At 47.5% G+C, this 25,895-nt stretch carries 21 protein-coding genes; 6 read left to right on the top strand and 15 right to left on the bottom strand.

Annotated features, from left to right (window positions below):
• Nucleotides 1-70 precede the first annotated feature (70 nt).
• The gene (locus DXC51_RS14915; protein ID WP_025487483.1) at nucleotides 71-865 is read right to left on the bottom strand and encodes an ABC transporter permease; all 795 of its coding nucleotides are present in this window, start codon (nucleotides 863-865) and stop codon (nucleotides 71-73) included.
• On the bottom strand, nucleotides 858-1,841 hold the full coding sequence (locus DXC51_RS14910; RefSeq protein WP_025487484.1) for an ABC transporter ATP-binding protein: 984 nt from the start codon (nucleotides 1,839-1,841) through the stop codon (nucleotides 858-860). The genes DXC51_RS14915 and DXC51_RS14910 overlap by 8 nt, the downstream gene beginning before the upstream one ends.
• A 783-nt stretch (nucleotides 1,842-2,624) precedes the next feature.
• On the opposite strand from DXC51_RS14910, the gene DXC51_RS14900 reads away from it, so the two are divergent.
• The gene (locus DXC51_RS14900; protein ID WP_021640335.1) at nucleotides 2,625-3,017 is read left to right on the top strand and encodes a desulfoferrodoxin family protein; all 393 of its coding nucleotides are present in this window, start codon (nucleotides 2,625-2,627) and stop codon (nucleotides 3,015-3,017) included.
• 66 nt (nucleotides 3,018-3,083) lie between these two features.
• Here the strand turns inward: DXC51_RS14900 and DXC51_RS14895 are convergent, their stop codons facing one another.
• Genes DXC51_RS14895 through DXC51_RS14885 form a run of 3 tightly spaced genes read right to left on the bottom strand, consistent with a single transcriptional unit; the run spans nucleotide 3,084 to nucleotide 7,166 of the window.
• Nucleotides 3,084-4,727, bottom strand: a complete 1,644-nt coding sequence (locus DXC51_RS14895; RefSeq protein ID WP_025487486.1) for an amidohydrolase — start codon at nucleotides 4,725-4,727, stop codon at nucleotides 3,084-3,086.
• A 1-nt stretch (nucleotide 4,728) separates the two neighbouring features.
• On the bottom strand, nucleotides 4,729-5,868 hold the full coding sequence (locus DXC51_RS14890) for an aromatic amino acid transport family protein (RefSeq protein WP_117530726.1): 1,140 nt from the start codon (nucleotides 5,866-5,868) through the stop codon (nucleotides 4,729-4,731).
• Nucleotides 5,865-7,166, bottom strand: coding sequence for a GGDEF domain-containing protein (locus DXC51_RS14885; RefSeq protein WP_181970114.1), 1,302 nt, complete (start codon nucleotides 7,164-7,166; stop codon nucleotides 5,865-5,867). The genes DXC51_RS14890 and DXC51_RS14885 overlap by 4 nt, the downstream gene beginning before the upstream one ends.
• A 260-nt stretch (nucleotides 7,167-7,426) precedes the next feature.
• On the opposite strand from DXC51_RS14885, the gene DXC51_RS14880 reads away from it, so the two are divergent.
• Nucleotides 7,427-9,037: a hypothetical protein gene (locus tag DXC51_RS14880; protein WP_049942205.1), complete on the top strand. Its 1,611-nt coding sequence runs from the start codon at nucleotides 7,427-7,429 to the stop codon at nucleotides 9,035-9,037.
• A gap of 288 nt (nucleotides 9,038-9,325) precedes the next feature.
• Here the strand turns inward: DXC51_RS14880 and DXC51_RS14875 are convergent, their stop codons facing one another.
• The 3 genes from DXC51_RS14875 to DXC51_RS14865 all read right to left on the bottom strand — a co-directional run bounded on the left by DXC51_RS14875 (nucleotide 9,326) and on the right by DXC51_RS14865 (nucleotide 11,590).
• Nucleotides 9,326-10,723 carry a glycoside hydrolase family 43 protein gene (locus tag DXC51_RS14875; RefSeq protein ID WP_025487490.1) on the bottom strand — a complete coding sequence of 466 codons (1,398 nt, stop codon included), beginning with the start codon at nucleotides 10,721-10,723 and terminating at the stop codon, nucleotides 9,326-9,328.
• Nucleotides 10,720-11,091 (bottom strand): helix-turn-helix domain-containing protein, encoded by a 372-nt coding sequence (locus tag DXC51_RS14870; RefSeq protein ID WP_021640329.1) that lies wholly within the window; start codon nucleotides 11,089-11,091, stop codon nucleotides 10,720-10,722. Before DXC51_RS14870 ends, DXC51_RS14875 begins: the two co-directional genes overlap by 4 nt.
• A 124-nt stretch (nucleotides 11,092-11,215) precedes the next feature.
• A complete protein-coding gene (locus tag DXC51_RS14865) occupies nucleotides 11,216-11,590 on the bottom strand; it encodes a helix-turn-helix domain-containing protein (RefSeq protein WP_021640328.1) in 375 nt (124 codons plus the stop codon).
• Between the two features lie 544 nt (nucleotides 11,591-12,134).
• Here DXC51_RS14865 and DXC51_RS29545 point away from each other — a divergent pair.
• The 4 genes from DXC51_RS29545 (at nucleotide 12,135) to DXC51_RS14845 (ending at nucleotide 16,231) form a co-directional block, all read left to right on the top strand.
• Nucleotides 12,135-12,305 carry a hypothetical protein gene (locus DXC51_RS29545; RefSeq protein ID WP_021640326.1) on the top strand — a complete coding sequence of 57 codons (171 nt, stop codon included), beginning with the start codon at nucleotides 12,135-12,137 and terminating at the stop codon, nucleotides 12,303-12,305.
• Nucleotides 12,306-12,373: 68 nt separating this feature from the next.
• Entirely contained in the window at nucleotides 12,374-14,137 is a 1,764-nt protein-coding gene (locus DXC51_RS14855; protein WP_025487492.1) for an extracellular solute-binding protein, read from the top strand.
• A gap of 198 nt (nucleotides 14,138-14,335) precedes the next feature.
• Nucleotides 14,336-15,292 (top strand): ABC transporter permease, encoded by a 957-nt coding sequence (locus tag DXC51_RS14850; protein ID WP_025487493.1) that lies wholly within the window; start codon nucleotides 14,336-14,338, stop codon nucleotides 15,290-15,292.
• A 12-nt stretch (nucleotides 15,293-15,304) separates the two neighbouring features.
• Nucleotides 15,305-16,231, top strand: a complete 927-nt coding sequence (locus DXC51_RS14845; protein WP_021640322.1) for a carbohydrate ABC transporter permease — start codon at nucleotides 15,305-15,307, stop codon at nucleotides 16,229-16,231.
• 163 nt (nucleotides 16,232-16,394) lie between these two features.
• Here the strand turns inward: DXC51_RS14845 and hemL are convergent, their stop codons facing one another.
• The 7 genes from hemL to DXC51_RS14810 form a co-directional block, all read right to left on the bottom strand.
• Nucleotides 16,395-17,678: a glutamate-1-semialdehyde 2,1-aminomutase gene (gene hemL / locus DXC51_RS14840; protein ID WP_025487494.1), complete on the bottom strand. Its 1,284-nt coding sequence runs from the start codon at nucleotides 17,676-17,678 to the stop codon at nucleotides 16,395-16,397.
• The gene (gene hemB / locus DXC51_RS14835; protein WP_025487495.1) at nucleotides 17,675-18,649 is read right to left on the bottom strand and encodes a porphobilinogen synthase; all 975 of its coding nucleotides are present in this window, start codon (nucleotides 18,647-18,649) and stop codon (nucleotides 17,675-17,677) included. Before hemB ends, hemL begins: the two co-directional genes overlap by 4 nt.
• A 90-nt stretch (nucleotides 18,650-18,739) precedes the next feature.
• Nucleotides 18,740-20,374 (bottom strand): uroporphyrinogen-III C-methyltransferase, encoded by a 1,635-nt coding sequence (gene cobA / locus DXC51_RS14830; RefSeq protein WP_181970112.1) that lies wholly within the window; start codon nucleotides 20,372-20,374, stop codon nucleotides 18,740-18,742.
• Complete coding sequence (gene hemC / locus DXC51_RS14825) at nucleotides 20,374-21,261, bottom strand: hydroxymethylbilane synthase (protein WP_025487496.1); 888 nt, start codon at nucleotides 21,259-21,261, stop codon at nucleotides 20,374-20,376. Before hemC ends, cobA begins: the two co-directional genes overlap by 1 nt.
• On the bottom strand, nucleotides 21,258-21,917 hold the full coding sequence (locus DXC51_RS14820; protein WP_025487497.1) for a precorrin-2 dehydrogenase/sirohydrochlorin ferrochelatase family protein: 660 nt from the start codon (nucleotides 21,915-21,917) through the stop codon (nucleotides 21,258-21,260). The genes hemC and DXC51_RS14820 overlap by 4 nt, the downstream gene beginning before the upstream one ends.
• Nucleotides 21,918-21,947: 30 nt before the next feature.
• Nucleotides 21,948-23,108, bottom strand: a complete 1,161-nt coding sequence (gene hemA / locus DXC51_RS14815; protein WP_025487498.1) for a glutamyl-tRNA reductase — start codon at nucleotides 23,106-23,108, stop codon at nucleotides 21,948-21,950.
• A 97-nt stretch (nucleotides 23,109-23,205) separates the two neighbouring features.
• Nucleotides 23,206-25,815 carry an FAD-dependent oxidoreductase gene (locus DXC51_RS14810; RefSeq protein ID WP_117544840.1) on the bottom strand — a complete coding sequence of 870 codons (2,610 nt, stop codon included), beginning with the start codon at nucleotides 25,813-25,815 and terminating at the stop codon, nucleotides 23,206-23,208.
• Between the last annotated feature and the right edge of the window lie 80 nt (nucleotides 25,816-25,895).

Here is a 25,895-nt window from a genome sequence, read left to right as displayed (position 1 = left end):
GAAAGTATAGTGGTTATGCGAATAATCCAAAATTAGATATAAAAATCATATATAAATTTTATATTTCTTTTCATATTCCCACCCCATCATATTTCAATCTGTATTTCTGATAAGTCCAGCGGTTGATAAGCTCCATAAAAATACACCAGGCTGCCAGCAGGATAACTCCCCTGACCGCTTCCTCCCCGCATCTGCCGGTCAGCAGCATGGATGGCAGATAGGTCACATAATAAAAAGGGAAGAAACGCATAAAGGCCGTCAGTCCTTCAGGAAGCAGCACCAGGGGAATGATGGTGCCGGTTACCAGGGATACCAGATTATCCTTTATCATCAGGAAGGTACTGATTTCTTCATACCTAAGCGTCAATAATCCAAGATAATAGTTCAGCTGAGCCATGAACAACAATCCCAGAAAAATCAGCAGCAGAGCGCACACTATCGAAACCGCATCCGCCGCAAAAACAAAGTTAATCCGAAAAAGCGCCACCCAGATTCCCGCAGCCAACAGATCAAATAAAATATGAAAGGACACCACGCCCGCCTCCATAGCCAGAAAATATCCTTCCATATTCATCGGAAGCACCATATATTTTGAAAAAGTCCCATTTCTGATTCGAACACTGATCTCATCGCTGATACCGCCGGAGAGCTCGATTTGTGCAAGAAAAGAGCTGATTATATAATAAGAAAGCATACTATCAAAAGAAAAGCCGGATATGATTTCTTTTCCCTCGAAAATAGCGCTCCACAGGATAAAAGCAAATATAATTCTGGTAACAGTAAACAGTATATGGAAAACAGTGTCCGCTCTCCAGATAAGCTGCGTCCTGAAATGAACCGATGCAATTTCCAAATATTTACGCATCCCATCTTCCTCCTTCCCTGTAAATCCTCTCTACAATTTTTCCTATTTCCTCTTCTTCAATTGTGACATCCACAGGATTGTGCTCAAGAAGGAGACGCAGACTTCCACCCGCCTTCTCTCGTGGTACTTCAATAATTTTCTTATATGCAGTGTCCTCTAATATACGCCATTCACTATTGGGTGCAATTTTTTCCGGCCGTTCAAAGGTAAGAGTAATTCTCTTATTTTTCTGATACCGATCAAACAGCTCCTCCGTTGCACCATCATAGATTTTGCTTCCGTGATTTACCACCACACAACGGCTGCAGAGTGATTTGATATCCTCCATGTAATGGGAGGTAAGAAGGATAGTGGTACCTTTCTCCTCGTTCACTTCCTTCAGGAACTTTCTGACCTGTCTGCCTGCCACTGCATCAAGACCAATAGTAGGTTCATCTAAAAACAATATTTTGGGGTTGTGGAGCAGAGCCACGATCAGCTCCATTTTCATCCTTTCTCCTAAGGACAGAGTTCTCACCTGCACATCCATGAGTTCCTTTACGCCGAACAGCTCCACAAAATAATCCCTGTTATAGCGATATTCCTTATCGGAGAGTCCATAAATTTGCCGGAACAGGTGCAGAGTATCCTCCGCAGTCAGTTCAAAAAACAGCTGGCTCTTCTGTCCCATAACCACCGCATACTGCCTTTTGAAGTCGTTTTCCAGTTTATTGGGATAATAGCCTAAAACACTGATTTCACCGGAGGTGGGCGCAATGATTCCGGTAAGCATTTTGACAAGCGTGGTTTTCCCCGCACCGTTTGGACCTATCAGGCCGACGAATTCTCCTCCGCGTACGGAAAGATCCATCTGGCTGACCGCCTGTTTTTCTTCATAATCCCTATGAAACAGCCCCTTGACACTACCCAGAATGCCCTCCTGCTTCCTGAATCGCCTATATGTTTTTGTTAACTGATTTGTTTCAATTACATTCATTCTGATTTAACTCCTTTGTAACTGTCCAGTGTTCCTATAATCACATGACTGCTTCCTTTTCACTGACAGATGCAGCAAATACGTCTCCCGGCTGAACAGTTATGCTCCTTTCTTTTTTTCTCAATACCTGACTGAAACTAAAATAAGCCCCCGAAACATCTGCCCTGATACGGACATACTGCTTCGGGGGCCTGACAGGCAATCCCTGGACTCTGAAATGGAAAAACTGCGGAATTATTCCAGACAGGGCCATACAGCAGGACGGACAAATGCGTCCATCCGGGCCGTAGCCTGAGGAAATAAAAAAACATGACCTGCTACGTCATGCTTCTTAAACCGTCTGTTTCCAATAACCAGACTTCTATTAGAAGTGTATGAAGTATTTAGTAAGGCAGATACCGGGTAAATGACCGGTAAAAGGGTACAAAAAGAGCCGGAAAACCAGCCTGCTGTCCCTTTTTCAACTATGCAGTTGCAATCTCCTTACTTAACACACGCATGCACTTACCTCACTTTTTTAATATTAAGCCATCCGGCTATGTACTGTATCTGTGTTCTGATACAACAACTAAATTATAGACAGACAAAAGCGGACTGTCAATGCTTTCTTTAGTTTCCTGTTATGCTCTGTCATCCGAACTGTTACCGCAATCCGATTTTGATTCAGCTTATCCTGTCCCCAGACCATGTACTGCCACTATCCAATGGAATCTGTAGTGAATAAAATCCGGATATTTCCGGAATACTATACAAAAAATACCATAACTTGACTGGAGGAATCATATGAGTAAGGATCCTGTTTTTTTAACCGATAAAAATCATACCGTTATTCTGGAGGCAGTGACCGGCGTTCCCAATGCAGCCGTTCCGGATACCTGCAAGCCTTTTGAACTACTGACCCCTAACACCTCTGAGGGCGCTGCAGAAAAGCATCTGCCTGTGGTGGAAATCGACGGCCGGCACGTTACGGTGAAGGTGGGAAGTATTTTTCATCCCATGACTGAGGAACACAGCATCGGCTGGGTGTGCCTTGTAACAAAAGCCGGATGCACCATGCGGATCTGTCTGACTCCCGATTGCGAACCGGTAGCCCATTTTACACTGGAGGACGGGGACTCGGTGAAAGCGGCTTATGCTTATTGTAATCTGCATGGGTTCTGGAAGACGGAAATCTAAAAATCAAAAGGTCTAATAAACACAGGTATACTTTTCATACACACATGGACAAGTATACCTGTGTTATTATATCTTTTTCGGCCGCCTCAACAGCAATTTCACCAGTTCCCGGATGGTTCCCTTCTTCTCCACATACCGACGGCCGTCCTTCACCAGATATTCCGCGTAAAACTCCCCGATTTCCTCCGGCTCCGCCCGGCAGAAATCCTTTCCTGTGACAAAGAAATCCGCCTTCTTTCCCACCTCCAGCGTTCCGCTTTCCATCTCTTCGCCCAACATTCTCGCCGGCTCCGCCGTATAGGTTCGAAGAGCCTGAAAGGGAGTCAGGGACTGCCCCGGCAGATAAAATTCCACCATTCCCAGCATCTGTTCATAAGGATTCATGGACTGTACCGGAGAATCGCTGGATCCGCAGATACACACGCCGGCTTCCGTCAGCTCTCTTAACGGAATCTGCTGCTTCACCTTTTCCTTTGGCAGAAACTGCTCGTAGCTCTTAAGATAGCGCTTGTCCATCCAGGAAAATCCCGGCTGAACCGTCAGCGCCACCGACAGATGCTTGATTTTTTCCACTGCCGAGGACGAAGGAAATTCAAAATGATCAATACGGGGCATAGGTTTGCTTTTCCTTTTTTCCCCTTCTTCCTCTCCGCCATCCCGGCCGTCACCCAGTCCTAACACCTTCTCATAGCAATCCACAATCTGATCAATGGCCGCTTCCCCAATGGCATGGCTGGACAACTGAATCCCCTTTTCATGCGCCCCCCGCACCTTTCCCAGAATAAAATCATCCTTATAGTAGCAGTGTCCCTTTTCCCCATTATCAATAAACGGCACATAGAAAGCCGCGCTGTGGGAGCCTACGGAACCATCCAGCTCCCAGCTTCCGCAGCCGCCTGCCCGGGGAAACTTTTGCAGCCTGTGATATTTTTCCGCCCTCTCCAGCTCCATATACTGAGGGAATAGTCGCACGTCAATATCCATCCGGGATGCCACAAACGCCAGCAACCTGGTGAGAAAGTCATGCTTCACATCCCCATTTCCGTCCATGGCGCATACCCGGCTGATTCCGTAATGCGCGCACAGGTTGGAAAAATTGGCGATGCCAGCGGCCAGCACAGAGGGTGTCACCGATGCCGCTATCAGGTTCGTCACCTTCCCCTGCATAAACTCATGGGCTTCGCCGAAAAAACGGCCGTCCGACCCCTGCTCAGGAAGCTTCAGCTTCTTCATCAAAGCCGTGGAAATACTGCTGCTGTGCCCGTCAATATTATAAATAATCATGCACCTTCCGCCGGTCCATTTATCCAGCTCCTGCCGGCTGGGCAGTCTTTTTTCCTTCATTGCGGAAAGGATATACTGATTTGCCACAATTATTTTCTGCTTCGGATGTGCGCTACAGTAGGCGCGTATTTTCTGTTCCACCCCTGCCATGCAGTCCGGCGCAATCCCTTCCGAGGTTATCTCACAGATATTAAAACTGGAGGCCGCCAGGATCATTGTATAAAGCAGATGGACATGGGAATCCGTCAGCGCCGGAAACACATGCATTCCCTCAAGGCTGATATATTGGTCATAGCCCTCTTCCGTTTCCGGGCCGCCGTTTCCCAGATAGCATATCCTGTCCCCATCCGTTCCCATGGACGTAAAGGTTTCTTCCACATGCAGACGCATGGTATGCACCGTACCGCCGTAATAAAATATCTTCATTCTAAATCGTCACCACATTTCCCACAGCCATTAAAAAATAGGCCAGCATAATCATTATCTGCATCCCGGCGCCGCCCCATTTCCCCAGGAGGGAATTCCCCGGCTCCCGGGACGCCTTTCGGTAGGCCGGAACCACAAGCAGCGCTATCAAAATCGCAATCAGCCCCCCGGCCAGACGCATAAACTCCATAAAACCTCCCAGACCTGCAAAGGTCATCAAAAGCGATGGCAGCGTCGCAATAACCCAGCAGATTCTGCGTGAAAGCTTCAACTGTTCCTCCACAATGTCCGATAGCGCCAGCGAAATGGACCAGTAGGTCGTCAGCATAGCCAGGATGGTAAAAAGAGAACCAACAATCTCTGCCCAGCTGCCAATTCCCTGGCTCCACCCAATCATGGCAACCTCCGTCACCTGCACAGAGGAAAGCAGGGCGCACACGGAAATGACAACAATCAATACAAAGTTATTCATCAACCCTAAAAATACGGCCTTTTTCACCTTTTTCCCATCGCCGCCCAGTCCGGCTACCGCCTGTGGGACCGAAAAAAATGCGGAAAAGGCAAACATCGCCATTCCAAAATAGGCAAGCCCCTCCGTCACTCTTCCCGCTCTTACCGGAAGCGGATTGTTTACATGCGCAAGGGAAAAGAAAGCAAGTACGCCCACCAGCAGAAAAATCACCGTCACTGCAAGCTTTTCGCTGATTCCCACCGCCTTCAGCCCAAAAAGCACCACACTTGCCGCGGCAGCATAAAACAGAAGCCGTGAAAGCCACAGTGAAATCCCCAGAAGCTCGCTGATAATTTCTGCCGCCCCTGAAATATAAGCCGCAAGATTGGTAAACAGCACCAACGCCATAATGACAAAAAAACCTGCAGTCAACACCTTCTGGTATTTTCCCTGAAACAGATACCGGGAAAACACCTCAATAATCTGGGAACCTCCGCCGCTTTTTACCGCAAGCTCGGCTATCATCACATGAAGGACAAAGCTGGCTCCGAAGGCCGCCGCCAATATGAGCAGGCTCACCACAACTCCGTTTTTTTGCGCCAGATAAGGCATGGCCATCACGCCTCCGCCGATTCCGTACCCGGTAATGATACAGGCACTCTCTGCTACCGTCAGTTGTTTTTTATTCATCCGTATATCCTTTCCTTACAGCTCCCGGCTGTGTCCGCCCCTGTTTCCAGCATTTCCTGCCGCTGCCCATATCTGTAAATTCGGTTCCGCCCCGCATGCTTGGCACAATACAAAGCTTGATCCGCATAGGATATGATAGTTTCCACCTTGTCAATCTGAGAAAGGTTCCCCTTCCATACACCCAGGCTGACCGTCACCTGTGTCTGTCCATTATCGGATCTGAGAATATTGGCTTCTCTGATTTCCTTTAACAATCTTTCCGCCATATCATCGGAGGCCATATCATTGAAAGCCATGTTATCAGAAGTCCCCGTTTTATTTATTTCTAATGGCTGAGCCTCCGTGACATCCTCCACACGCACCAGCAGAAATTCCTCCCCGCCGAACCGGACAGCCTCAGCGCCCTCTGCCCCGGCAAACCGCTCCAGAATATCCGCAATCTTTTTAAGGCAGTCATCCCCCTGCAGGTGCCCGTAAGAATCGTTATACTGTTTGAAGTAGTCAATATCAACCATTACAACTTCCGCCCGACGTTTCTCTCTGTGGTATTCCTCAAAGCTCCCAAATATCCGCTCCATCAGGCTGCGCCTGTTCTGAAGGCCTGTCAGCTGATCTGTAAAAGCCATTTGCTGCAGAAGCTCATTTGCCTTCTGAATTTTTTCATACTGCATGGCAATAATCTCACGATCACGGAACCCTGTTTTCATGCTCAGGTTATAACGAATTGAAATAAAAATTGACAGCAACGTTACGAAGCTGCCGTTAATCAGATTGGAAAACAGATTCTCCGCATTCAGCCCGGTAAAAACCAGAAGCAGTACAATAATAAGCCAGCTTACGCCAAACAGAGTTATGCTTTCTACCGGGCTCATAAGCATAATTGCCGCTATCGTGGGAATCAGATAACAATACACGCCGATTGTGTTGCCTCCCATCTGATCCAACACCGTAATACCAATACACCATAAGCACAATATCACGACATATAGCATTCTCAGTCCTGCAATGGCTCCGTACTTTTTCTTTTTAACCCATCTGATAAAAATCGCCAGAAACAAAAGCGTCACCGCAAGCAGAGCCGTGTACAGGCTGAAATACCCGCTCCTTCTGGGAAAAGCAAAGGGACCTCCCTCCCGAAATAAAAATACCACCATCATACACGCCTGCATCACAGCAATAAATACCGCCACGGCTATTTCCACACGATAAGTTCTGTTAGTGTAATATTCTGCAAAACGCTCCTTCTGCTCCGTTGAAAGTATCGGTTTTAAGGTCTGTTTCAGTCTGTCTATCATCATGGAAGTTCTCCTCATTCTCCTGCTTTACTACAACCTTTACCCACCTGCATTATTTGAATAGTATAACAAATCCTCACTGCCATCACAATAAAAAATGGTGTGTACCTCTGAATTCCCCTAAATTATCGCGGCCCTTGCGGTACAATAGCATTATACACCTTCTGATGGGCTGAGTTTCTGTTAAACTGAGTTACTTCCAAATTGAGCTTCTGTTATTTACTTTCATGACAACGTCTCTGCACATGTGATATAATGTGGCCATGAAAAATAAAAATATTACCTTCCGAAAAATAACACTTATATTTTTGCTTGCCTGTATTATCCTGACAGTCTCCTGTTTTTCCCTGGGCTGGCTGGCACACAGCACAGGCCTTTCCCTGCGCGGCTGGCTCAGCACGTCATCTTGGATATTGGCGGCGGCAGGCCTTCCCTTTTCGCTGGAACTGTTCTGCCTCTGCAGGCTGTTTGGCATCCTGGAGCGTGAAAACACCCGGAAAATCCTGGCGCGGGCAGGCATAGCCGTACTGCTTCTGGCAGGCGTTATTTATACACTGGCTGCCATGCTCTTTTTTATCCTTTTGAATCCTGAGAGCAGAGAAAAAGAAGTCAGGCTTTCCAGTGATGTAATTCAGGTTACCAGATATTCCTCCGGTTATAACTCTGAAAAAATTATCAGCTATTATAAGCCTATAGGACCGATTTTCAGAAAAGAATATGCCTTTGACGATGAACCTGTGGTTCGTTCTGTTCTTAACACCCGCTATGATACAACATTTATCCTCTCAGAAAAAGCCATTACAAATAAAATAGATTCCACCCGGCCCGTCACGTTGTATCAGGCCGTTCCTGCCGACAATCCTGAGCTTGTATTTCATGCGGCGGCGGAATGGGATGCTCCGCATTCCTACTATGACGATTATACGGAAGTCAGAACATACCTGAAGGCACAAAAATATGCCCTGCAGTATTTCCCACAGCGAACTCTTTCCTCACAGGTCGGCCCTGTCACAGGCATGACAGGAGCTCTTACCCTGTCCTGCCGCGGCGATTGGGACATTTCATCATGTGCTATGGATGCTGCCGGAATAATATCAAATCTGCTGGAGGATCCTTTCTATGTACTGCATGAATTCTCTCTTTTTATAGAATATGGGAAATATGGAAGCAGCCTGGAAAACAGCGGCAGCATTGAGCTGACCTTCGGCGGCCCTGACTCTCCTCCTCTCATTCACCAGCAGCAAAGAGCGGAGCTTCCGGAAATCATCGAACACATGCTGAAGGATGCAATGAGACAGTACGACCAGACAGCGCAAGAGAAATGGGAAGATCAGACAGTGCAGGAAACGCAGGAAGAACTTCTAACCCAGAACGGGCAGGAAGAATCGATAACTCAGGACACGCAGGAAGAATCAATAGACCGCAGTGACACCTCTCAGAAACACGAATCAGCTGAAACAGCTTCCACCGAATGGACTGCTTCTTCTGTTGACAGTGACGGTCTGCTCACTCCCGAAGGTGCTTTTGATAAACTCTACGCAGCAGTCTTTGCTCCGGAAGGCTATGCCTACGAATGTACTTATAATGCAAAAGGAAATTTTTATGCAATTCTCAGTGAATGGGAAACGGAAAACGGCGAACAGAAGCTGCACGTCAGAAAAACTGCGGTTTATGATCGGATTTCGACCAATGGCAAATGTCAGTTATTCGTTTGTTATAATGAATACACCACATTGGACGGCGGTGAATGGAATACGGAAATTGACAACTTTTATGCGGTTGACCGGAAAACCGGTAAAGTAACCGCCGGCAACAAAACCTCCTGGTCACAGCCGGCATCAAAGGCCTATCAGGAAGCTACCGGAGACAAGTAGGGCTGGCCGCAAGGCCAGACCTAATTTTTCCAGGAATTCTGTACCATTTTTTCTTTTTCCTACAATTAAATAGAACTATAAACTGACTGCTTGAAATAATCTTATGCTCCATGTATAATCATTCATATATTTATTCAAAAAACGATGAGGTACGCATCTTCTGTTAAAATACTTACCTCATTCGTTCTTCATTCGTCTGCATCGGCTTAATATCCACTGAAGCACTGCAGCCATTCCCTTGATAATTTACATCCCTTTTGTTCTGTCTTTGTACGCAGCCATACAGTCTTATCCTTCTTCTCTTATTAACATAATTTCCGAAAGCCCTATACTCATTTCGCCTTCCCTCAAGCTGAACAATACTTCTATTCTCTTCGCCAAATGTATCGGAAAATCCAAAATAAGCGGTACTGTATCTTCATCGCAGATTACATACTCTTTCGATGATAACTCATTGTCAAGAACAATCTTTAAAGATGAAATGGCCCCAAATCCGGCCTGGCCTGGGAATACTGCAATCCTGTTTAACTCCACCGGTTCCGATGCGGTTAATATGACGGTTACACTTCCTTCTGCCGCCGGTATTTCCTGTTCCATCCCCTCATCATTCCCATATACCGAAATACATCCGTCCACCAGAAACCCGGCATCCCTTCCTGCCGTCTCCGCGCTGAACTTCCCTGTGACGTTCACCGTTCCGGCTCCTGAAGGCATCGGCTGGAAAGCTGTCAACGGCCCATTTATGTAAAGCTTTCCCTTTTCTGTAAAACCGGCACGGTCGATATTAACCTTCCTGTTGCCATCAGGCCTGTCGGGAAAAGTATGGGAATGATAGGCTGCCCATAGCTCCGTACCATCCGGCGACCAAGTAAAGCTATGATGCCCGGTTCCTGATACATCTTTTCTGTCTTGGGAAGTTAAAACCGGATTTTCCTCCGCTTTTACAAAAGGGCCAAGCGGTTCAGGGGCCACTGCATATCCCACTGAATAGGCAGAACCGGCAAAACAGTTGCCGGAATACGTCAGATAGTAACGGCCACCATGCTTTATCATTTCCGGGCCTTCATTCCAAAGCGGATTCCCTGATTCCAGCTCCCATGCCTGCTCCGGCGTCAAAAGCCGTACCGCTTCACCGTCTGTAGCAAGCATATCCTCCCGCAGCCTGATCCCATATATCTCGCTTCTGCGAATGCCATCCTCGCCCGTATTTTCGGAGCAGTCTCTGGAATAATACAAATATTTGGAACCATCTTCATCTATCAGGACATTGGCATCAATCGCTGCATAGCCGAAGTCAAAGAAGGGTTCATTCCGTTTATCCAGAAACGGACCATCCGGCCTGTCCGAAATTGCCAGCCCGATTCTAAGGCTTCCCGCCGCATTCCTCGCGGTATAATACATATAATAACTTCCGCCGAAGTATACCACCTCCGGCGCCCAGAAGCTGTCAACACCCCAGCTGCCGCTGCTACGTGTATAACACATTTTCCTGTCTGTCCAATGTACCAGATCCTCTGACCTCCAGCAATAAAATCCGTCCGGTGCTGAGGTACAGTATAAATAATAGCTTCCATCCTGCGTTTTCAGAACAAAGGGGTCTCCGATTCCATGAATCCCCAAATCATTGGAGAAACAGCCTCTGACAGCCTTTCTGAGTGCAAATCCTTCTCCGGCACATCCTTTCATTCCAAATCTCCTCCCCCGTTTCCGCCAGCCTGCTGTTTGTCCTTGGATTCAAGCAGCCTCTCCTGGGTCTTCAGCAGTTCTTTTGCCATAAGAAGAAGATACTGCTGGGTCTCCGGGGCAAGACGGCTGAAAATATCTATAAATTCCTTCTCATACGGTGACGAGAGAAACATCTCGCCCTCACCGGTAATAAACCAGTTTTCATTTACATTAAAGGCTGAACATATTACTTTAACATATTTATCTGCTAAAGGGCGGTTGCCGTTTTCTATCATAGAATAGGCTGTCTGAGTTATTCCCAGATGTTTTGCAAAATCCGTCTGATTGAAGCCCAATTCCTTCCGCACCTCTTTTAAACGGTGAATCATAAAATACCCCCTGTACGCTGACGTAATATTAATTTATCACAAACATCATAAAAAGGCAAGCTATAAAATTCAGGATGCATTCCGGCTCACCCGCCTGTATTTATATAATCGCCCCGCAGCGGATTCATATTCCTGTCATTTCCATAATATCCGTTAAGTCATTCTTCTCACTGCCATAAATACGCTCCACTTCTCCAAGAGAATGTATAAAAGCCAGAACCGCCCTCGCTTCCTCCTCGCTCATCTTTTCAATCTGCATAATAACCTTCTGCTTTACTTCTGATCCGCCGCACTTGAGAGTGTCATCATTCGCCCAGAAATCAAGAGGAACTCCGAAAAAACCTGACAGCTTCTTCAAAGAAGTCAGCTTCAGCCCCTCATAGCCTTTTTTGTACCAACCATCGATAGTTGTATACGGAATATTACAGGCTTTCGATAATGTATTTTTATTCAAATGATTCTCTTCCATCAAATAATCCAGTTTTTCCAGGAAATCCAACCCAGGTCACCTCCGTCCACGATGGCATTCTATCATGTCCTGGAGGAAAACGCAAGCAGATAATTACCCTTAATCGTAAATTACAGCTTGCATAATTACGTTTAAGGGTATATAATGGCATAAAATCTTACCCTTAAGGGTAGAAAGGAGCAGTTCCCATGTTTACAAACCTGAAGACAGTTCTGTATCAAAAAGGAATCTCCCTGAGACAGTACGCACAGTTTCTCGGAGTCAGTGAAAAAACTATTCAGAATAAGCTGAATGGTATCACAGATTTTACATATCCCGAATTCAGAAAAACCTGTATTCTCCTGCTGCCTGAATACAATGCGGATTTTCTGTTTTCGGAAGCATTAAGTCCGCCTCCGGCCTGCTTACCGCAAGACAGAGGAAGTATGAAACGGAAGAGCGGAATCTCTCCCGGAAGTAAAATATCCGTCAGACATGTTTCCCGCTCAAATATCACAAAATTAATAAATTAACTTGACTTTATATAAATTTAGTGTTATTATTTCATCACAAATTTAATAGAGAGGTGATACATATGAACGCAACGATTGTGAAAGAGGCCACAGACATTCTCAAACGCCTGTCACCCGAAAATCAGGCTTACTTCATGACTTTGGTGAGAGTGGCGGAAGCTGCGGAAAAAGGTGCGCGATCCGCTGCTGAAAAACACCTCTGCGAACCGTCCGGCTCCAACGTCGAACCATGATGGAAAGAGGGATAGTTCCCTTATTACTCCATACAACAAAAGTTCCATACATTAAAGGAGGAAACACTATGAAAAAGAAACTTGTAAGCCTGCTTCTTGCCTGTGCTCTCGTTGTTTCAGCGCTGCCCGGATGCGGCAATGCGGACACAACCGCATCTGCAGAAGCAGAAACAGCCGGCACCGACAGCGGAGCGTCCGGCACAGAATCCGCAGACAATTCTGCCGGAACCGAAGGGCAGGAAGATCTCACTTCCCTGCGCGGCAACAAAACACCCACCGAGGACGAAATCCAAAAGGTTAATACCACACTGAATGATACCTATCTCGGAGATGTTTTTGAAGAGGTAATCCCGAATGACTACTCCGCTTATCCCTATAAGGAAGATGTCACTCTGGATATCTGGATGCCCAGCAATTCTATTCTAGCTTCCGTGTGTCCCGACCTGAATGACCAGCGGGTCTTCAAACAGGTAGAGGAACTGACCGGAATCAAGCTCAATTTTATTGTCCCGACTCTGGGAGAAGAAACCACAGATTTTAATCTCATGATTGCCAGCGGTGATTTACCGGACATCATTGTAGATGCCAGCCGTTATACAGGCGGCGTTATGGCCGGAGTAAATGACGGCGCATACCTTGATCTGACAGACCTGATCGACGAATATATGCCCAATTACTCAGCCTGGAGGAATTCAGACGAAGAACGCCGGAAAACCACCGTCTCTGATGAAGGTACCATCGGTGCTGTATATGGTATTGCCCCATATAATGAATGGTGCTGGTTCGGTCTTCTGATTAAGCAGGAAGCCCTTGATAAAACCGGCCTCCCCATTCCCGAAACTGTAGATGAACTGCATGATTTCCTTGTAGCCTGTAAAGATGCCGGTTATTCCCAGCCGCTCAATTACGGTTCCTCTTATGGCCAGATTTTCACCGGAATTATTAACGGTGCCTATGGCGTCTGGGACTGGAATTTTGTAGATGAAAATGGAAAAGTTGGCTGGGGGCCTGCGCAGGAAGGAGCCAAAGAATACCTTAGTACCATGCAGAACTGGTATAAAGAAGGTCTGCTCAATACCGACTGGGCCACCGCCGATTTTAATCAGAGGATGGCAGAAGCAATTTCCGACGACTGTGCAGTTATGATGGATTCCCCGGATACCATGTGGGGCTATTGGAAAGAGGACAATGATATTGATTTTGTGGCAGCTCTGAATCCTGTACTGAACAAAGGGGATAAATCTCAGCAGACCTACCGCAACTTTAAGCGTTCCGGCTCCAATGCGGCAATCACAACGCAGTGTAAAAACGTGGAGGCCGCTATGGCCTTTCTGGATTTTGCTTATACAAAAAAAGGCTGGGAAGTTTACAATTTTGGTACCTATGGGGATATACATCTGATTGATGAAAATGGCATGCCCTATTACAATCCTGACGGTCTCATGTATAACGATCCGGATAAACAGCCTCTCAGCAACCTGATTTGGAAATACCGTGTTCATGACTTTGCAGATATTCGTGATGAACATCATTCCAACCCTCTTATGGCTTCTGAGGGAAGCTATTCAGGCGACATCCGCCAGTATTGGACGGAAAATATGGATTCCTCTGTCACTATGCCTCCCGTTACTCTGACCCCGGAGGAAAGTTCACGTGAAGGGGAACTCGGTACCGTCCTTTCCACTATGCGGAACGAATATTTCTCTAAAATTATTATGGGTCAGCTCCCTGTAGACGCTTACGATGAATTTTTAGAAAAGGCCAAGCAGCAGGGTATGGATGAATTTATCAACATATGGCAGGCAGCGCTGGATCGGTATAATGCAAGATAATAATACTTACCATTAAGCTTCTGCCGCTTTAAGCAGAGAGCACCGCGCTATATAAACCATGCACCTTCGGGTGCATGGCGGCGCTGTTAAACTGAATTTTGATGTGCCGAATATCCGCCGGACAAAGGCTGTAACTGCTATCAGCCATACTATTTCCGGCTGCTGTTCTGCCAAGCCACAAATGAATTGGAGTCATTTATGAAAACAGTCAAAAACAACCTCTCCGGTTCCACGCGCCCCCGTTTAACCGGAGCTGTATGGAAAAGGGACTTCAGGAAAAACTATTTTGCCTATCTTCTGATCCTTCCTGTCCTTGTCTGGTATCTCGTATTCTGTTACGCTCCCATGTGGGGCATACTGATTTCCTTCAAGGACTATAAGCCGCTTCTGGGCTTTGCCGGCAGCAAATGGGTAGGACTGAAGCATTTCCGGGAATTCCTGACCGGCCCCTACTTCTTCCGTACCGTAAAAAACACTTTTATGCTGAACATATGGGGACTGGGCTTCGGTTTCACAGCTCCTATTCTTCTTTCTCTGCTGCTAAACGAAGTAAAATCCATGAAGTTCAAAAAAGTCGTCCAGACCATAACATATATGCCCCACTTTATTTCCCTTATCGTTATCTGCGGCCTGATACACATTTTTACACAGTCAGGCGGCATCCTGACCCAGCTTGTCAACTGGATTACCGGTACCGAGCATTCATCCCTTCTCGGCTATGCCCAGATGTTCCGGCCGATTTATACTTTTTCCGGCATCTGGCAGAATATTGGCTGGGACAGCATTATATACCTGTCCGCCATGAGTTCCATTGATCCCGGGCTCTATGAAGCTGCAGAAATAGACGGTGCCGGACGTTTTCGGAAAATGTGGCATATTACCCTGCCTCAAATCAGCCCGACCATCATTATATTGTTTATATTTGCTGTTGGAGGCTTGATGGCATCCGGTCATGAGAAAATAATTCTGCTGTACAATTCACTGACGTATGAAACCTCCGACGTCATAGCATCCTATATTTACAGAAGAGGGCTACAGGAAGCCAGCTACAGCTTTGCAACAGCAGTAGGCTTAATCAGTTCTGTCGTTAACTTTATCCTTCTGTGGATGACCAATAAAATTGCCGCTAAATACTCGGAAATCAGCATCTTTTAGGAGGTTTGCTAAGTGAAAACAAAAGAACAAAAGCGTTCGGTGGGTAAATGGACACCATCGAACATCCTGTTTAATATTCTGAATTATGCCTTTCTTACCTTCCTGACCATTATCTGCCTTTATCCTATGCTGCATGTTCTTTTTGCATCAGTAAGCAATCCTACGGAACTGATCGCACATCAGGGGCTGCTTCTGAAGCCAATCGGCTTTACATTAAGCGGATATCAGCTTGTGTTTAAGGATAACAGCATATTAATTGGTTTTCGGAATACTTTTGTATACGTCGGGCTGGGTACTTTGTTGAATATGGCTTTTACTATTATGGGAGCATATACTCTGTCCAGAAAGGGATTACTGTTGAAGCGTCCCATTATGATTTTTATTACCATCACCATGTTTTTCGGCGGAGGACTGATTCCCTGGTTTCTTATGATGAAAAACCTGGGGCTTTACAACAATGTCCTTGCTATGGTTCTGCCTACCGCCCTTAATACATGGAACATGATTATATTAAGGACCGGCTTCCAGTCACTTCCCTATGATTTGGAAGAGGCTGCTGTTATCGATGGAGCATCTCAGGCCAAGATACTGACTAATGTTATTCTGCCGCTGTCCAAACCGGTTCTTGCAGTTATATTCCTATATTATATGGTAGGCAACTGGAATTCCTGGTTCAATGCGATGGTGCTTCTCAAGGACAGGGATCTGTACCCTCTCCAGCTGCTGTTGAAGGAAATCCTGGTAATGAACGATTCCACTATGTCTTCCGTAGGCAGTGCCGGAGGCGTTTCCATCAACAGTGTCCAGGGTGCTACCGCTTATCGTGAACTGGTAAAATATTGTGTTACGGTTATCGTAACCGCACCCATTTTATGTATCTATCCGTTCCTCCAGAAATACTTTGTCAAAGGTGTATTTGTCGGTTCAATCAAAGGTTAAAGACATACAAAAGGCCCCTGTAATAAAACAGGAAAAGTAACTGTTGCATAATTATCTGCACAGCTACCGGGAAGCATTCCAATCTTCCTCCTGTTTCTATTACAAGGGCATTATCTCAGAAATCGCCGGCCACTTTTTTTCTGAACACTTTCTTACATTTTAATTATTCACATCTTCTCTTTAACTTTTCGCCATATTCTCTGACACATTCACAGGTCTGCTCAATCATTCCTTCCGTATGTGCAGCAGAGACAAACATCGCCTCAAACTGAGACGGCGCTACATATATTCCATGCTCCAGCATCCAGCTGAAATATTCAGCAAAGGCCGCCGTATCAGCAGTAAGCACACTCTTATAGTCCCATACTTTTTCTTCTGTAAAAAAAGGAGACAGCAGAGAACCAACACGGTTTACCATAAGCCCAATGTCTCGGTATGCCTTTTCCAGCCGGGCCGCAGCTCTGTCGATCTCATTGTAAATTTCAGGATGCGCCATTAATATCTTCAAAGTTTCGATTCCGGCAGTTACCGCAATCGGATTCCCTGATAATGTGCCCGCCTGATATACACTGCCGCAGGGTGCAATGCAAGACATAACATCCCTGCGCCCGCCATAGGCAGCCAGCGGCATGCCTCCGCCTACAATTTTCCCAAAGGTAGAAAGATCCGGACGCACTCCATAATATCCCTGCGCACCATCCAGCCCCAAACGGAACCCGGTAATCACCTCGTCAAAAATAAGAAGCGAACCATTCTCATCAGCGATATCTCTCAAAAATTCCAGGAACCCATCTTCCGGAGGAACTACCCCCATATTGGCCGCAACCGGCTCCACCACTATGCAGGCAACCTCTCCACTATTCTCTTCCATCAGTCTTCGCACGGATTCCCTGTCATTATAATCCGCCAATAACGTAGCCGCTGCATAACCCGCAGGAACTCCTGCGCTATCCGGTATGGATCCGGTCATCAGTCCTGAGCCGGCTTTGACAAGCAGCCCATCCGAATGTCCATGATAGCAGCCGATAAATTTTATTATTTTTTCACGTCCGGTGAATCCCCTGGCCACACGGACAGCGCTCATAACCGCTTCCGTTCCGGAATTGACAAGTCTCATCATTTCCATGGATGGGACACACTTCTGAACCAGTTCGGCAAGCAGTACTTCTTTTTCCGTAGGTGCTCCAAATGTAAGTCCGTTTTCACACGCCTTCTGTACTGCTTCAATAACAGACGGATAAGCATGTCCCAGAATTCCCGGCCCCCAGGAACATACATAGTCCAGATAACGGTTTCCATCTGCATCGTACAAGTAGGCGCCCTTGGCTTTCTCTACGAAAAAGGGCGTCCTCCCAACACTGCGGAAAGCCCGCACCGGGCTGTTAACACCTCCAGGCATCAGCTTTGATGCACGCTCAAACAATTCCTGTGATCTTGTCACTTTTATTTCCGCCTTTCCTCTTCCAGCCATCCTGCCATATCCAAAGCATGGTAGGTGATAATAACTTTAGCCCCGGCCCGTTTCATTGCCGTAAGGTTCTCAGTCACAATGCGTCTTTCGTCAATCCAGCCGTTTGCCGCAGCCGCCTTTACCATAGAATATTCCCCGCTTACATTGTATACCGCCAGGGGCATGTCAAAGGTCAGCGCCGCTTCCTTCAATACATCCAGATAGGCCAGACCAGGTTTGACCATTACTATGTCGGCACCTTCCTCAATGTCGGAAGCGATTTCCCTGACAGCTTCCTGACCATTGGCAAAATCCATCTGGTAGCTCTTCCTGTCCCCAAAGCCTGGCGCTGAATGAGCCGCATCCCTGAACGGACCATAATAAGCAGATGCAAACTTGGCGCTGTATGCCATAATCGGAATCCCTTCAAAACCATTCAGATCCAAAGCATCCCTGATTGCTTCAACACGACCGTCCATCATATCCGAAGGCGCTATCATATCCGCTCCGGCTTCTGCAAGGCTCACAGACATCCGACATAACAACGGAAGTGTTTCGTCATTGATTATCTGCCCATCCCTGACCACGCCGCAATGGCCATGGGAGGTATATTCACACAGACATACATCAACGATGCAATAGATTTCAGGATAATTTTTCTTGATATAGGAAACAGCACGCTGGGTAATACCATCCTTTGCATAAGCCTGTGTCCCCATTTCGTCTTTACAGGCCGGTATTCCAAACAAAAGGACGCCGGAAATTCCGCTCTCCTTCACTTTGTCCATAATTTCATTCAGCCGATCTATAGAGTACTGATAAACACCCGGCATAGAGTCTACCGGATTTTTAATGTTTTCTCCCTCAATTACAAATATCGGATAAATTAAGTCCGCCGGATGCAGCCTTGTTTCCCGCATCATGGAACGTATTGTCTCATTTTTACGAAGTCTTCTGAATCTTTGCATACCCTGCTCCATTCCGCCGCCCTGATCGGCGGCAATCTTTCCTTTCTATTATCAGGCTGGCTAAGCCTGACCTTTATTTAACAGAAGCTTTTACGGATTTCGGCCGCCCGCTGCAGATTTCATTACACAGCGAACCAGTCCCTCTATTGTAAACTCCTCTGCAACGAGTGTATCACCTGTAATCCGATTCTGCAATTCCATTTCTTTGAGCCTGGCCGCGCATCTTTCCCCAATACAGGCAAGCTTTACACGTTCAGGGAGCAAAACCCCCTCTTCACGCAGCCCTTCAAAAAATGTTTCAACACCGGATGCGCTGCCAAACAGCAGATAATCCGTTTCCGCCGCCATCCTGACCGCATTTTTCCGTTTCTCCGGATCAATCCTTAGGGAATATAAAGTGAAATCAGTAAATTCCCGCCCCGCTTGTAACAACCGCTCAGTCAGGGCAGGACTTCCTTTCTCCGCCCGGCACAAAAGTATACGTTCAGAGGGAGCTGTTTTCTCCGCAAGCGCAATTCCCAGGTGTTCCGCATCAAAAATCTCCGGACAAATATCCGGATAAAAACCATATTCCTCCAGCTTCTTTCCCGTCCCGGGCCCGATAACGGCAATCCTCATTCCCATAAGCGTACGCAAATCCCTTTTTTCCTGCCGCAGCTTATCAAAAAAATGCATCACACCGTTCGGACTTGTAAAACAAAGCCAGTCAAATTCAGCAAAATCCGGCAATTCCTTTTCCGTTGGCACTGCCTTCAGGAAACCGCAGTCTGTTACACAGGCGCCTTTCTCCCGCAGGGCAGCCGCCAATCGGCCGGAAAAGCCTTCCGTACCCGTAACACCGATATGCAGTCCCTGCAATTCTCCTGATGAGAATGAGAGTTCTTGCGGCATAAGATCCAGCGCTGCCACTTCTCCTATCACAATAACTGCGGGAGGTTTCAATCCGGCCTCTGCGGCTGTCTTTGCTATCGTACCCAAAGTGGCTCTGACGCTCCTCTGCCTTATGGTAGCACCTTCCATAATTACGGCAGCCGGAGTTTCCGGACTTTTTCCTGCTTCCATCAGCTTTAATGCCAGTTCCTCCAGATGGTGCATCCCCATCAGAACCACCAGCGTTCCCTGAAGCTGTGCCAGCGCTTTGTAATCCACCTGTGTCAGCGCTTCTTTTTTTCCTTCACTGTTTATGGCTGATGCGGTAAGAATGGTCACCATCCTGCTGCACTGCCTGTGCGTAACAGGAATTCCCGCTGCTGCAGGAGCAGCAATCGCGGATGTAATACCTGGTATCTCCTCACATGGGATCCCCTCATCCTTGAGAACCAGCATTTCCTCTCCGCCTCTTCCAAATACATAAGGATCGCCGCCCTTGAGCCGCACCACATATTTTCCTTCCCTGGCCTTTTCCACAAGAAGTGCATTTATATCCTCCTGCGGCATGGCTTTTCCGCCGTAACGCTTTCCTACATTTATCTTTTCACAGCCGACAGGAGTCAGCTCCAGAAGCTCCTGTGCGGCAAGACTGTCATAAAGAACCGCGTCACACTGCCGCAGACAATTCAGACCTTTTAAGGTAAGCAGCTCCGGACCGCCGCATCCGGCGCCCACCAGGCTTACCTTCCCTGTTTTTCTATCCGACGGCACATTATCTGCCAATTCCTTATCCTTTGTTTTTTTTTCTATTGATTTCTTTTCTATTGTTTTTTTCCCCATTGGTTTCTTTTCCATCAGACATTCCCCCGCGCCTGGGCAGAAAGAACATCGGCCAGGGCATACCGCTCTTCCACTCCCCATTCTCCCCGGCTTTCTTTCCCTCCGTACATTACAGTGAGAAGAATCTTTTCTTTTTCTATCCCGGCCGGTTCAATTACGCTGTATGCCGCCGCAGGCTGGCTGCAGTCCGCCTGCAGCACTTCCAGTACCTTCCTTTCCGTTTCAAAGGACAGGAGTGTTTTCCTGTGGCTGAGCTTCTCCACCATTTCCCGATACTCCCAGTCCGCCCTGCCTTCTACGGCAATAATTCCCTGACACGCCGCAGGAAGAAATACTTCCGGATCAAGAGGCTGAAAAACAAAATGTTCTTTTTCCCGTTCTATAATTCCTAACCGGTCCAAACCGGCTTTAGCCAGTATAATTCCGTCATACTCTCCCTTCGCCAGTTTGGCAAGCCTCGTTTCCACGTTTCCTCGGATCAGCTTCACCTGTGCACCCGGCCACAGTTTTTCCACATACAGTCTGCGTCTGAGACTTCCAGTTCCAATGACAGGCGCCTTCGGAAGCTTATTTTTAACCTGCACCAGGACATCTCTGGCATCCGCCCGTTCCGGCACAGCCAGAATTTCAAGTCCCTCTGCCAGGCGCTGAGGCAAATCCTTAGCGCTATGTACTGCCAGATCTATCCGTTTTTCCAACAGAGCGGTTTCGAATTCAGAAACAAACAATCCCTTATCACCAATTTCACCCAGCGGTTTGTCAAGAATCCTATCTCCCCTGGTTTTTATAATTACCGTTTCCGTCTCCACTCCCGGCCAGCAGGCACGCAGGGCCTCTGCCACAAGCGTGGTCTGCACCAGAGCAAGCTTACTTCCCCGCGTACCGATTCTTATTTTTGTCATTCCTTTTCCTCCGCCCAATATCCGCGCCGCTCCGCCAGAAGCTGATCCATATATGCTTCTACTTGTTCTTCCTTCACCTGAAATGCCTTTTCCCTGCAGAAAACAAACAGCTTTTCCAGACACGCCGCACGTTCCTTTTGATCCACAACCTCCGAAAGTACCCGTTCCCTCAGGCCTCCCAGTATTTCTATGGTATTCCCCAGTCCCTCCGGTAATTCCTTCTCCACTTTTTTTCTTATAAAAGAAGCGGCGGCTGGACATTTCCCGTCTGAAGAAATACCTACGGTAAGCGCTCCTTCCTGAACAAGCGCAGGAAAAAAGAAGGTACATTTTTCCCTGTCATCCACCACATTTACAGGTATCTGCCTTTCCCTGCACCACTGCGCCGCCCAGGCATTTACGTCTTCCCGGTCTGTTGCCGCAATAACAAAGCATGCCCCTTCCATATCCTCCCTGCAAGCTTCCCTGTATATGAGCGTAAGCTGATCCGCCCCCTGCGCCAGACTCTCAATACGCGCACAGATCACCGGAGCGATACAGATCAGGCGCGGGCCAAAGGGAAGCAGCTTTTCCACTTTCCTTGCTGCCACCTGCCCGCCTCCAAGTACAACGCCTTTTTTATCTTCAATCTCCATAAAAAACGGAAAATATCCCATCGCTCCCTCCTTCTGCCGTCAGTACCGACATCAATTCCGCCCTTCCTGCGCTTTTCCAAAGGCCTCCAGCACTGCCTGAAAGGAATCGGAATCAAGATTATCTCTCAGGAAAAAAAGTATTTTGTCCAGACCGCAGCCGGCAAAGCTTTCCTTCCATTTATTCAGCTGCCCTGCCGCTTCATGGAAAGCCAGAGTCTTGTATAGCGTTTCCAGTTCTTCACTCATAAGTTCTCCGGCATCCGCAATCGCCTGCTGCTTGCGCAGGTTATTCCGGCCTGCCAGTTCCCTGAAATCATCAATAGCAATCAAACGGCAGCCCGGAAGCGCACTTATTTCCCGGTCAATGTCCGCAGGCACCGCAATATCTATAAAAAGCCGTTCACGGCCATCCTTCAGTAATTCTGCGGCCTTTCCTGCGGTAATCGTGTAATGCGGGCTTTCCGTAGAGGATATAACCACATCCGCCTGCTTCAGAAAACGGTACCTTTCCCCATAATCCACCACAGTAAGATTGCTGCGTTCCCTGTCCGTTACACTGTGATTCCTTTTCGTGGCATAAACATGGATACTCCCTCTGTCAAGCAGGTTTTTGAGGATGATACTTCCCATTTTCCCGCTGCCGCCTATTAACAGAACCCGAAGCCCTTCTTCCCGGCCGCTCTGTGCGCCTTCTTCCCTCTTTATTGCATTTTCCGTCCGAAATACTTCATTGGAAACCAAAGTTGCAATGGATACAGAGGATTTGGAGATGTCCGTTTCTGTTTTTATTTTTTTTGCACAGGCCAAAGCCCCCTGAAAAGCCGTATTCAGCTCATATCCTGTCCTGTGTTCCTCACAGGAAAAAAGATAGGCCTGCCTGACCTGACCTAAAATTTCATCCTCCCCCAGCACCATGGAGTCCATACCGCAGGTAACTCTGTACAGATGCTCCAACGCCTTTTTCCCCTGAAAACGTTTTGCTATCCGGCGAAGCTCTGTCTCCTCCATACCGCTTTTCTCCGCCAGCAGCCTTTCCAATACCGGAAAAAGCGATTCTTTTCCGGTGGCATAAATCTCCGTCCGATTACAGGTTGCAAGCAGTACCGCCTGCTCAGCCTGCTCCAGAAGCTGTTTCTTTTCCTCCTGGGTAAATACGAAAATCCGGCGTATCTCCTCCGGCGCAGATTTAAAGCTGATACTGATACATTCCATTTCCTTCTCCGTTTCGCCGAATATACGGCCAAGTATTTTTTCTCAAAAAGGAGCGGAATATTCCGCCCCTTCCCAGTTTTTTTCTTCAGCTCCTGTTTTAGCAGGTAGCTCCGCCCTTTAAATGCAGCTGAGCTCCGATTATTTCATCCTTCCTGGAAAGGATTTCATCTCCCAGCAGCTGGGCCTCTACTTCAGCAAAGCCGATTCTGTTTACCGTATCCGCAAAGCGTTCCCCGGTCTTTCCCTGCTCCCTGAAAAGCAGGATTGCCTTTTCCAGTACGGCCAAAACCTCTTCCTCACCTGTGAATACCTTCGACAATGCCTTGCCATGCGCAGTTTTCTTTCCCCAGCGTCCGCCGATATATACCTTATAACCATAGATACCATCGTCCACTGCCTTGAATGGACATTTTCCAACACAGCGCCCGCAGTTGTTACATTTTTCTTTGTCTATAATCAGCTTGCCGTCCACAACTCTGGCCGCTTCCATAGGGCAAATATCCTCCACCTGGCATTTCCCGCATCCGCGGCAGATATCTACATTATAAGAGGGAATCCGCTGTCCTACAATACCAAAATCGTTCAAATCAGGTTTTACACAATTATTCGGGCATCCTCCGACAGCAATTTTAAATTTATGGGGCAGCTTTACCTCATGATAGCCATGGTAAAAGCGCTCATGTATTTTCTCTGACAATGCATAGGAATCCAGCTGTCCATACTGGCAGGTGGTGCCTTTGCAGGATACAACGGGACGTACCTTTGAGCCTGTTCCGCCCGTTTCCAGACCGCCTTCCGCCAGGAAATCCCGAAGCTCATCCAGCTTATCATAAGGCACTCCGACAATTTCCATGGTAAGTCTGGTAGTCATAACTACATCTCCACTGCCGTACCTGGCTGCCGCGTCCGCAATTCTTCGGTTTTCCTCTGCGGTAACTTTACCATTTCTGGTAATCACACGCACATTGAAATTATCGGTTCCTTTGTTATGCAGACACCCCAGGGCTTTCACGCGGGTGATTTCTTCCGGAGAAACCGTTACCTGTCCCGCCGCATTTCCTGTCCTGATTACATTAAAGAAGGATGAGCCTTCCAGCACCCTGGTATTGGTATAGCCATAGTGCTTCATCCTGTTCTGAAGCAGGTAGGCACGTTTGCCCTTTGCACATACAAGCAGAAGCTTTTCATCTTTTCCTAATCCCGGGATTTCTCCCCGAGGGTTGGCAAGCACCTGAGCATCAACAGCAGTCAGGTCCACATAGGTCACTCCGGGTATGGTGGGACCGGCGGGATTTACATCTATGATCCTGTAATCATCCGCCGCACCGGCCATATATTCAGCAGGCGTAAAGCTGTCCATAACACCATTCATTTTATTCAGCAGGATCTGTACCGCCGCCGTAAAGGGATGGATAGCTGTGGAGAACGGAGGTGCGTAGGCCAAATCCAGAGAGGTCATCTGCTCCAGCGTTCCTCCAAAGGTGATCGCCATGACAGCGATATCCGTCATCTTATCCACCGCTCCCGGCCCCAATACCTGAAGTCCCAGCAGTCTGCGGCTCTTCCTGTCCGCAATCAGCTTAACTGCAAAAAATGAGGAATCCGGATAATAGTGAGCCTTATCATCTGTCACTGACAGCACGGTCTCCACATCATAACCGGCCGCCTTAGCCGCTTCCTCCGTCAAGCCGGTACGTCCGCCGTTCAGCCCGGGAAGCTTGACTACGCCTGTTCCCAGAACCCCGGGATAGCTTACCTCTTCACCATTTAACGCAAGCGCCAGCGTACGCCCCTCCATATTGGCGGAGGAACCCATAGGAGACCACTGCCTTGCGCCGGTCAGCCGGTTTGTCACCATAGCACAGTCCCCTGCCGCATATACATCCGGGACATTAGTGCGCAGCTTTTCGTCTACCAGAATCGTTCCCTTGAACATTTCAATTCCGGTATCCTGCAAAAATCCGGTATTAGGCCGGATGCCAATGGAAAGTATCACCATATCGGCAGGCAGATGCCCTTTATCGGTCTGAACGCCTTCTGCTTTCAGCGTTCCGGTGATTCCTTCCAGTTTAGTGGAGGTAAGCACCCTGATTCCTTTTTTGGCAAGGTGGCGCACCGCATAATCCGCCATTTCAGGATCAAAACCCGGCATAATCTGGGGTGCCATATCCATTACCGTCACGCTTACTCCCTGCGCGAGAAGGTTTTCTGCAACCTCCAGACCGATAAATCCGCCGCCTACAACCACTGCCTTTTTTACCTGATTGGCCTTCAAATATTCTCTGGATTCAATTGCATCATCCGGTGTACGCATGGTAAATACTCCCGGAAGATTTACTCCTGTGAACGGAGGTACTATGGAAGAAGCGCCTGAAGCAATAACGCATGCATCATATGTATAAATTTCCTCGCCGCCTGTACGTAGATTCCGGACCACCGCCTTCTTTTCTTTTACATCCAGCCTTGTTACTTCCCGCTCTGTCTGTACAAGCGCGCCTGTGAGTGCTGAAAATTTTGCCGGTGTATTAACAATAAGCTGATCCTTTCCTTCAATCAGCTCTCCGACATAATAAGGCAGACCACAGCCTGCATAAGAAATATCCTTTCCTTTGGTAACAATCGTAACTTTCGCATCCGGCATTACTCTTTTTGCCTTTGCCGCCACTTTGGTTCCGGCAGCAACTCCGCCGATAACTAGTAAATTCATGCTGATTTTCTCCCCGTTGTATCTTTTTTATGTATTCTCAGTTATGAGTTTATGCGGCGAATTATGCCATCGGTTTTCGG

Source organism: Eisenbergiella massiliensis (genome assembly GCF_003435485.1).
The sequence above is the reverse complement of the archived record's forward strand: the minus strand, read 5'-3'. Positions and strand labels throughout refer to the sequence as shown.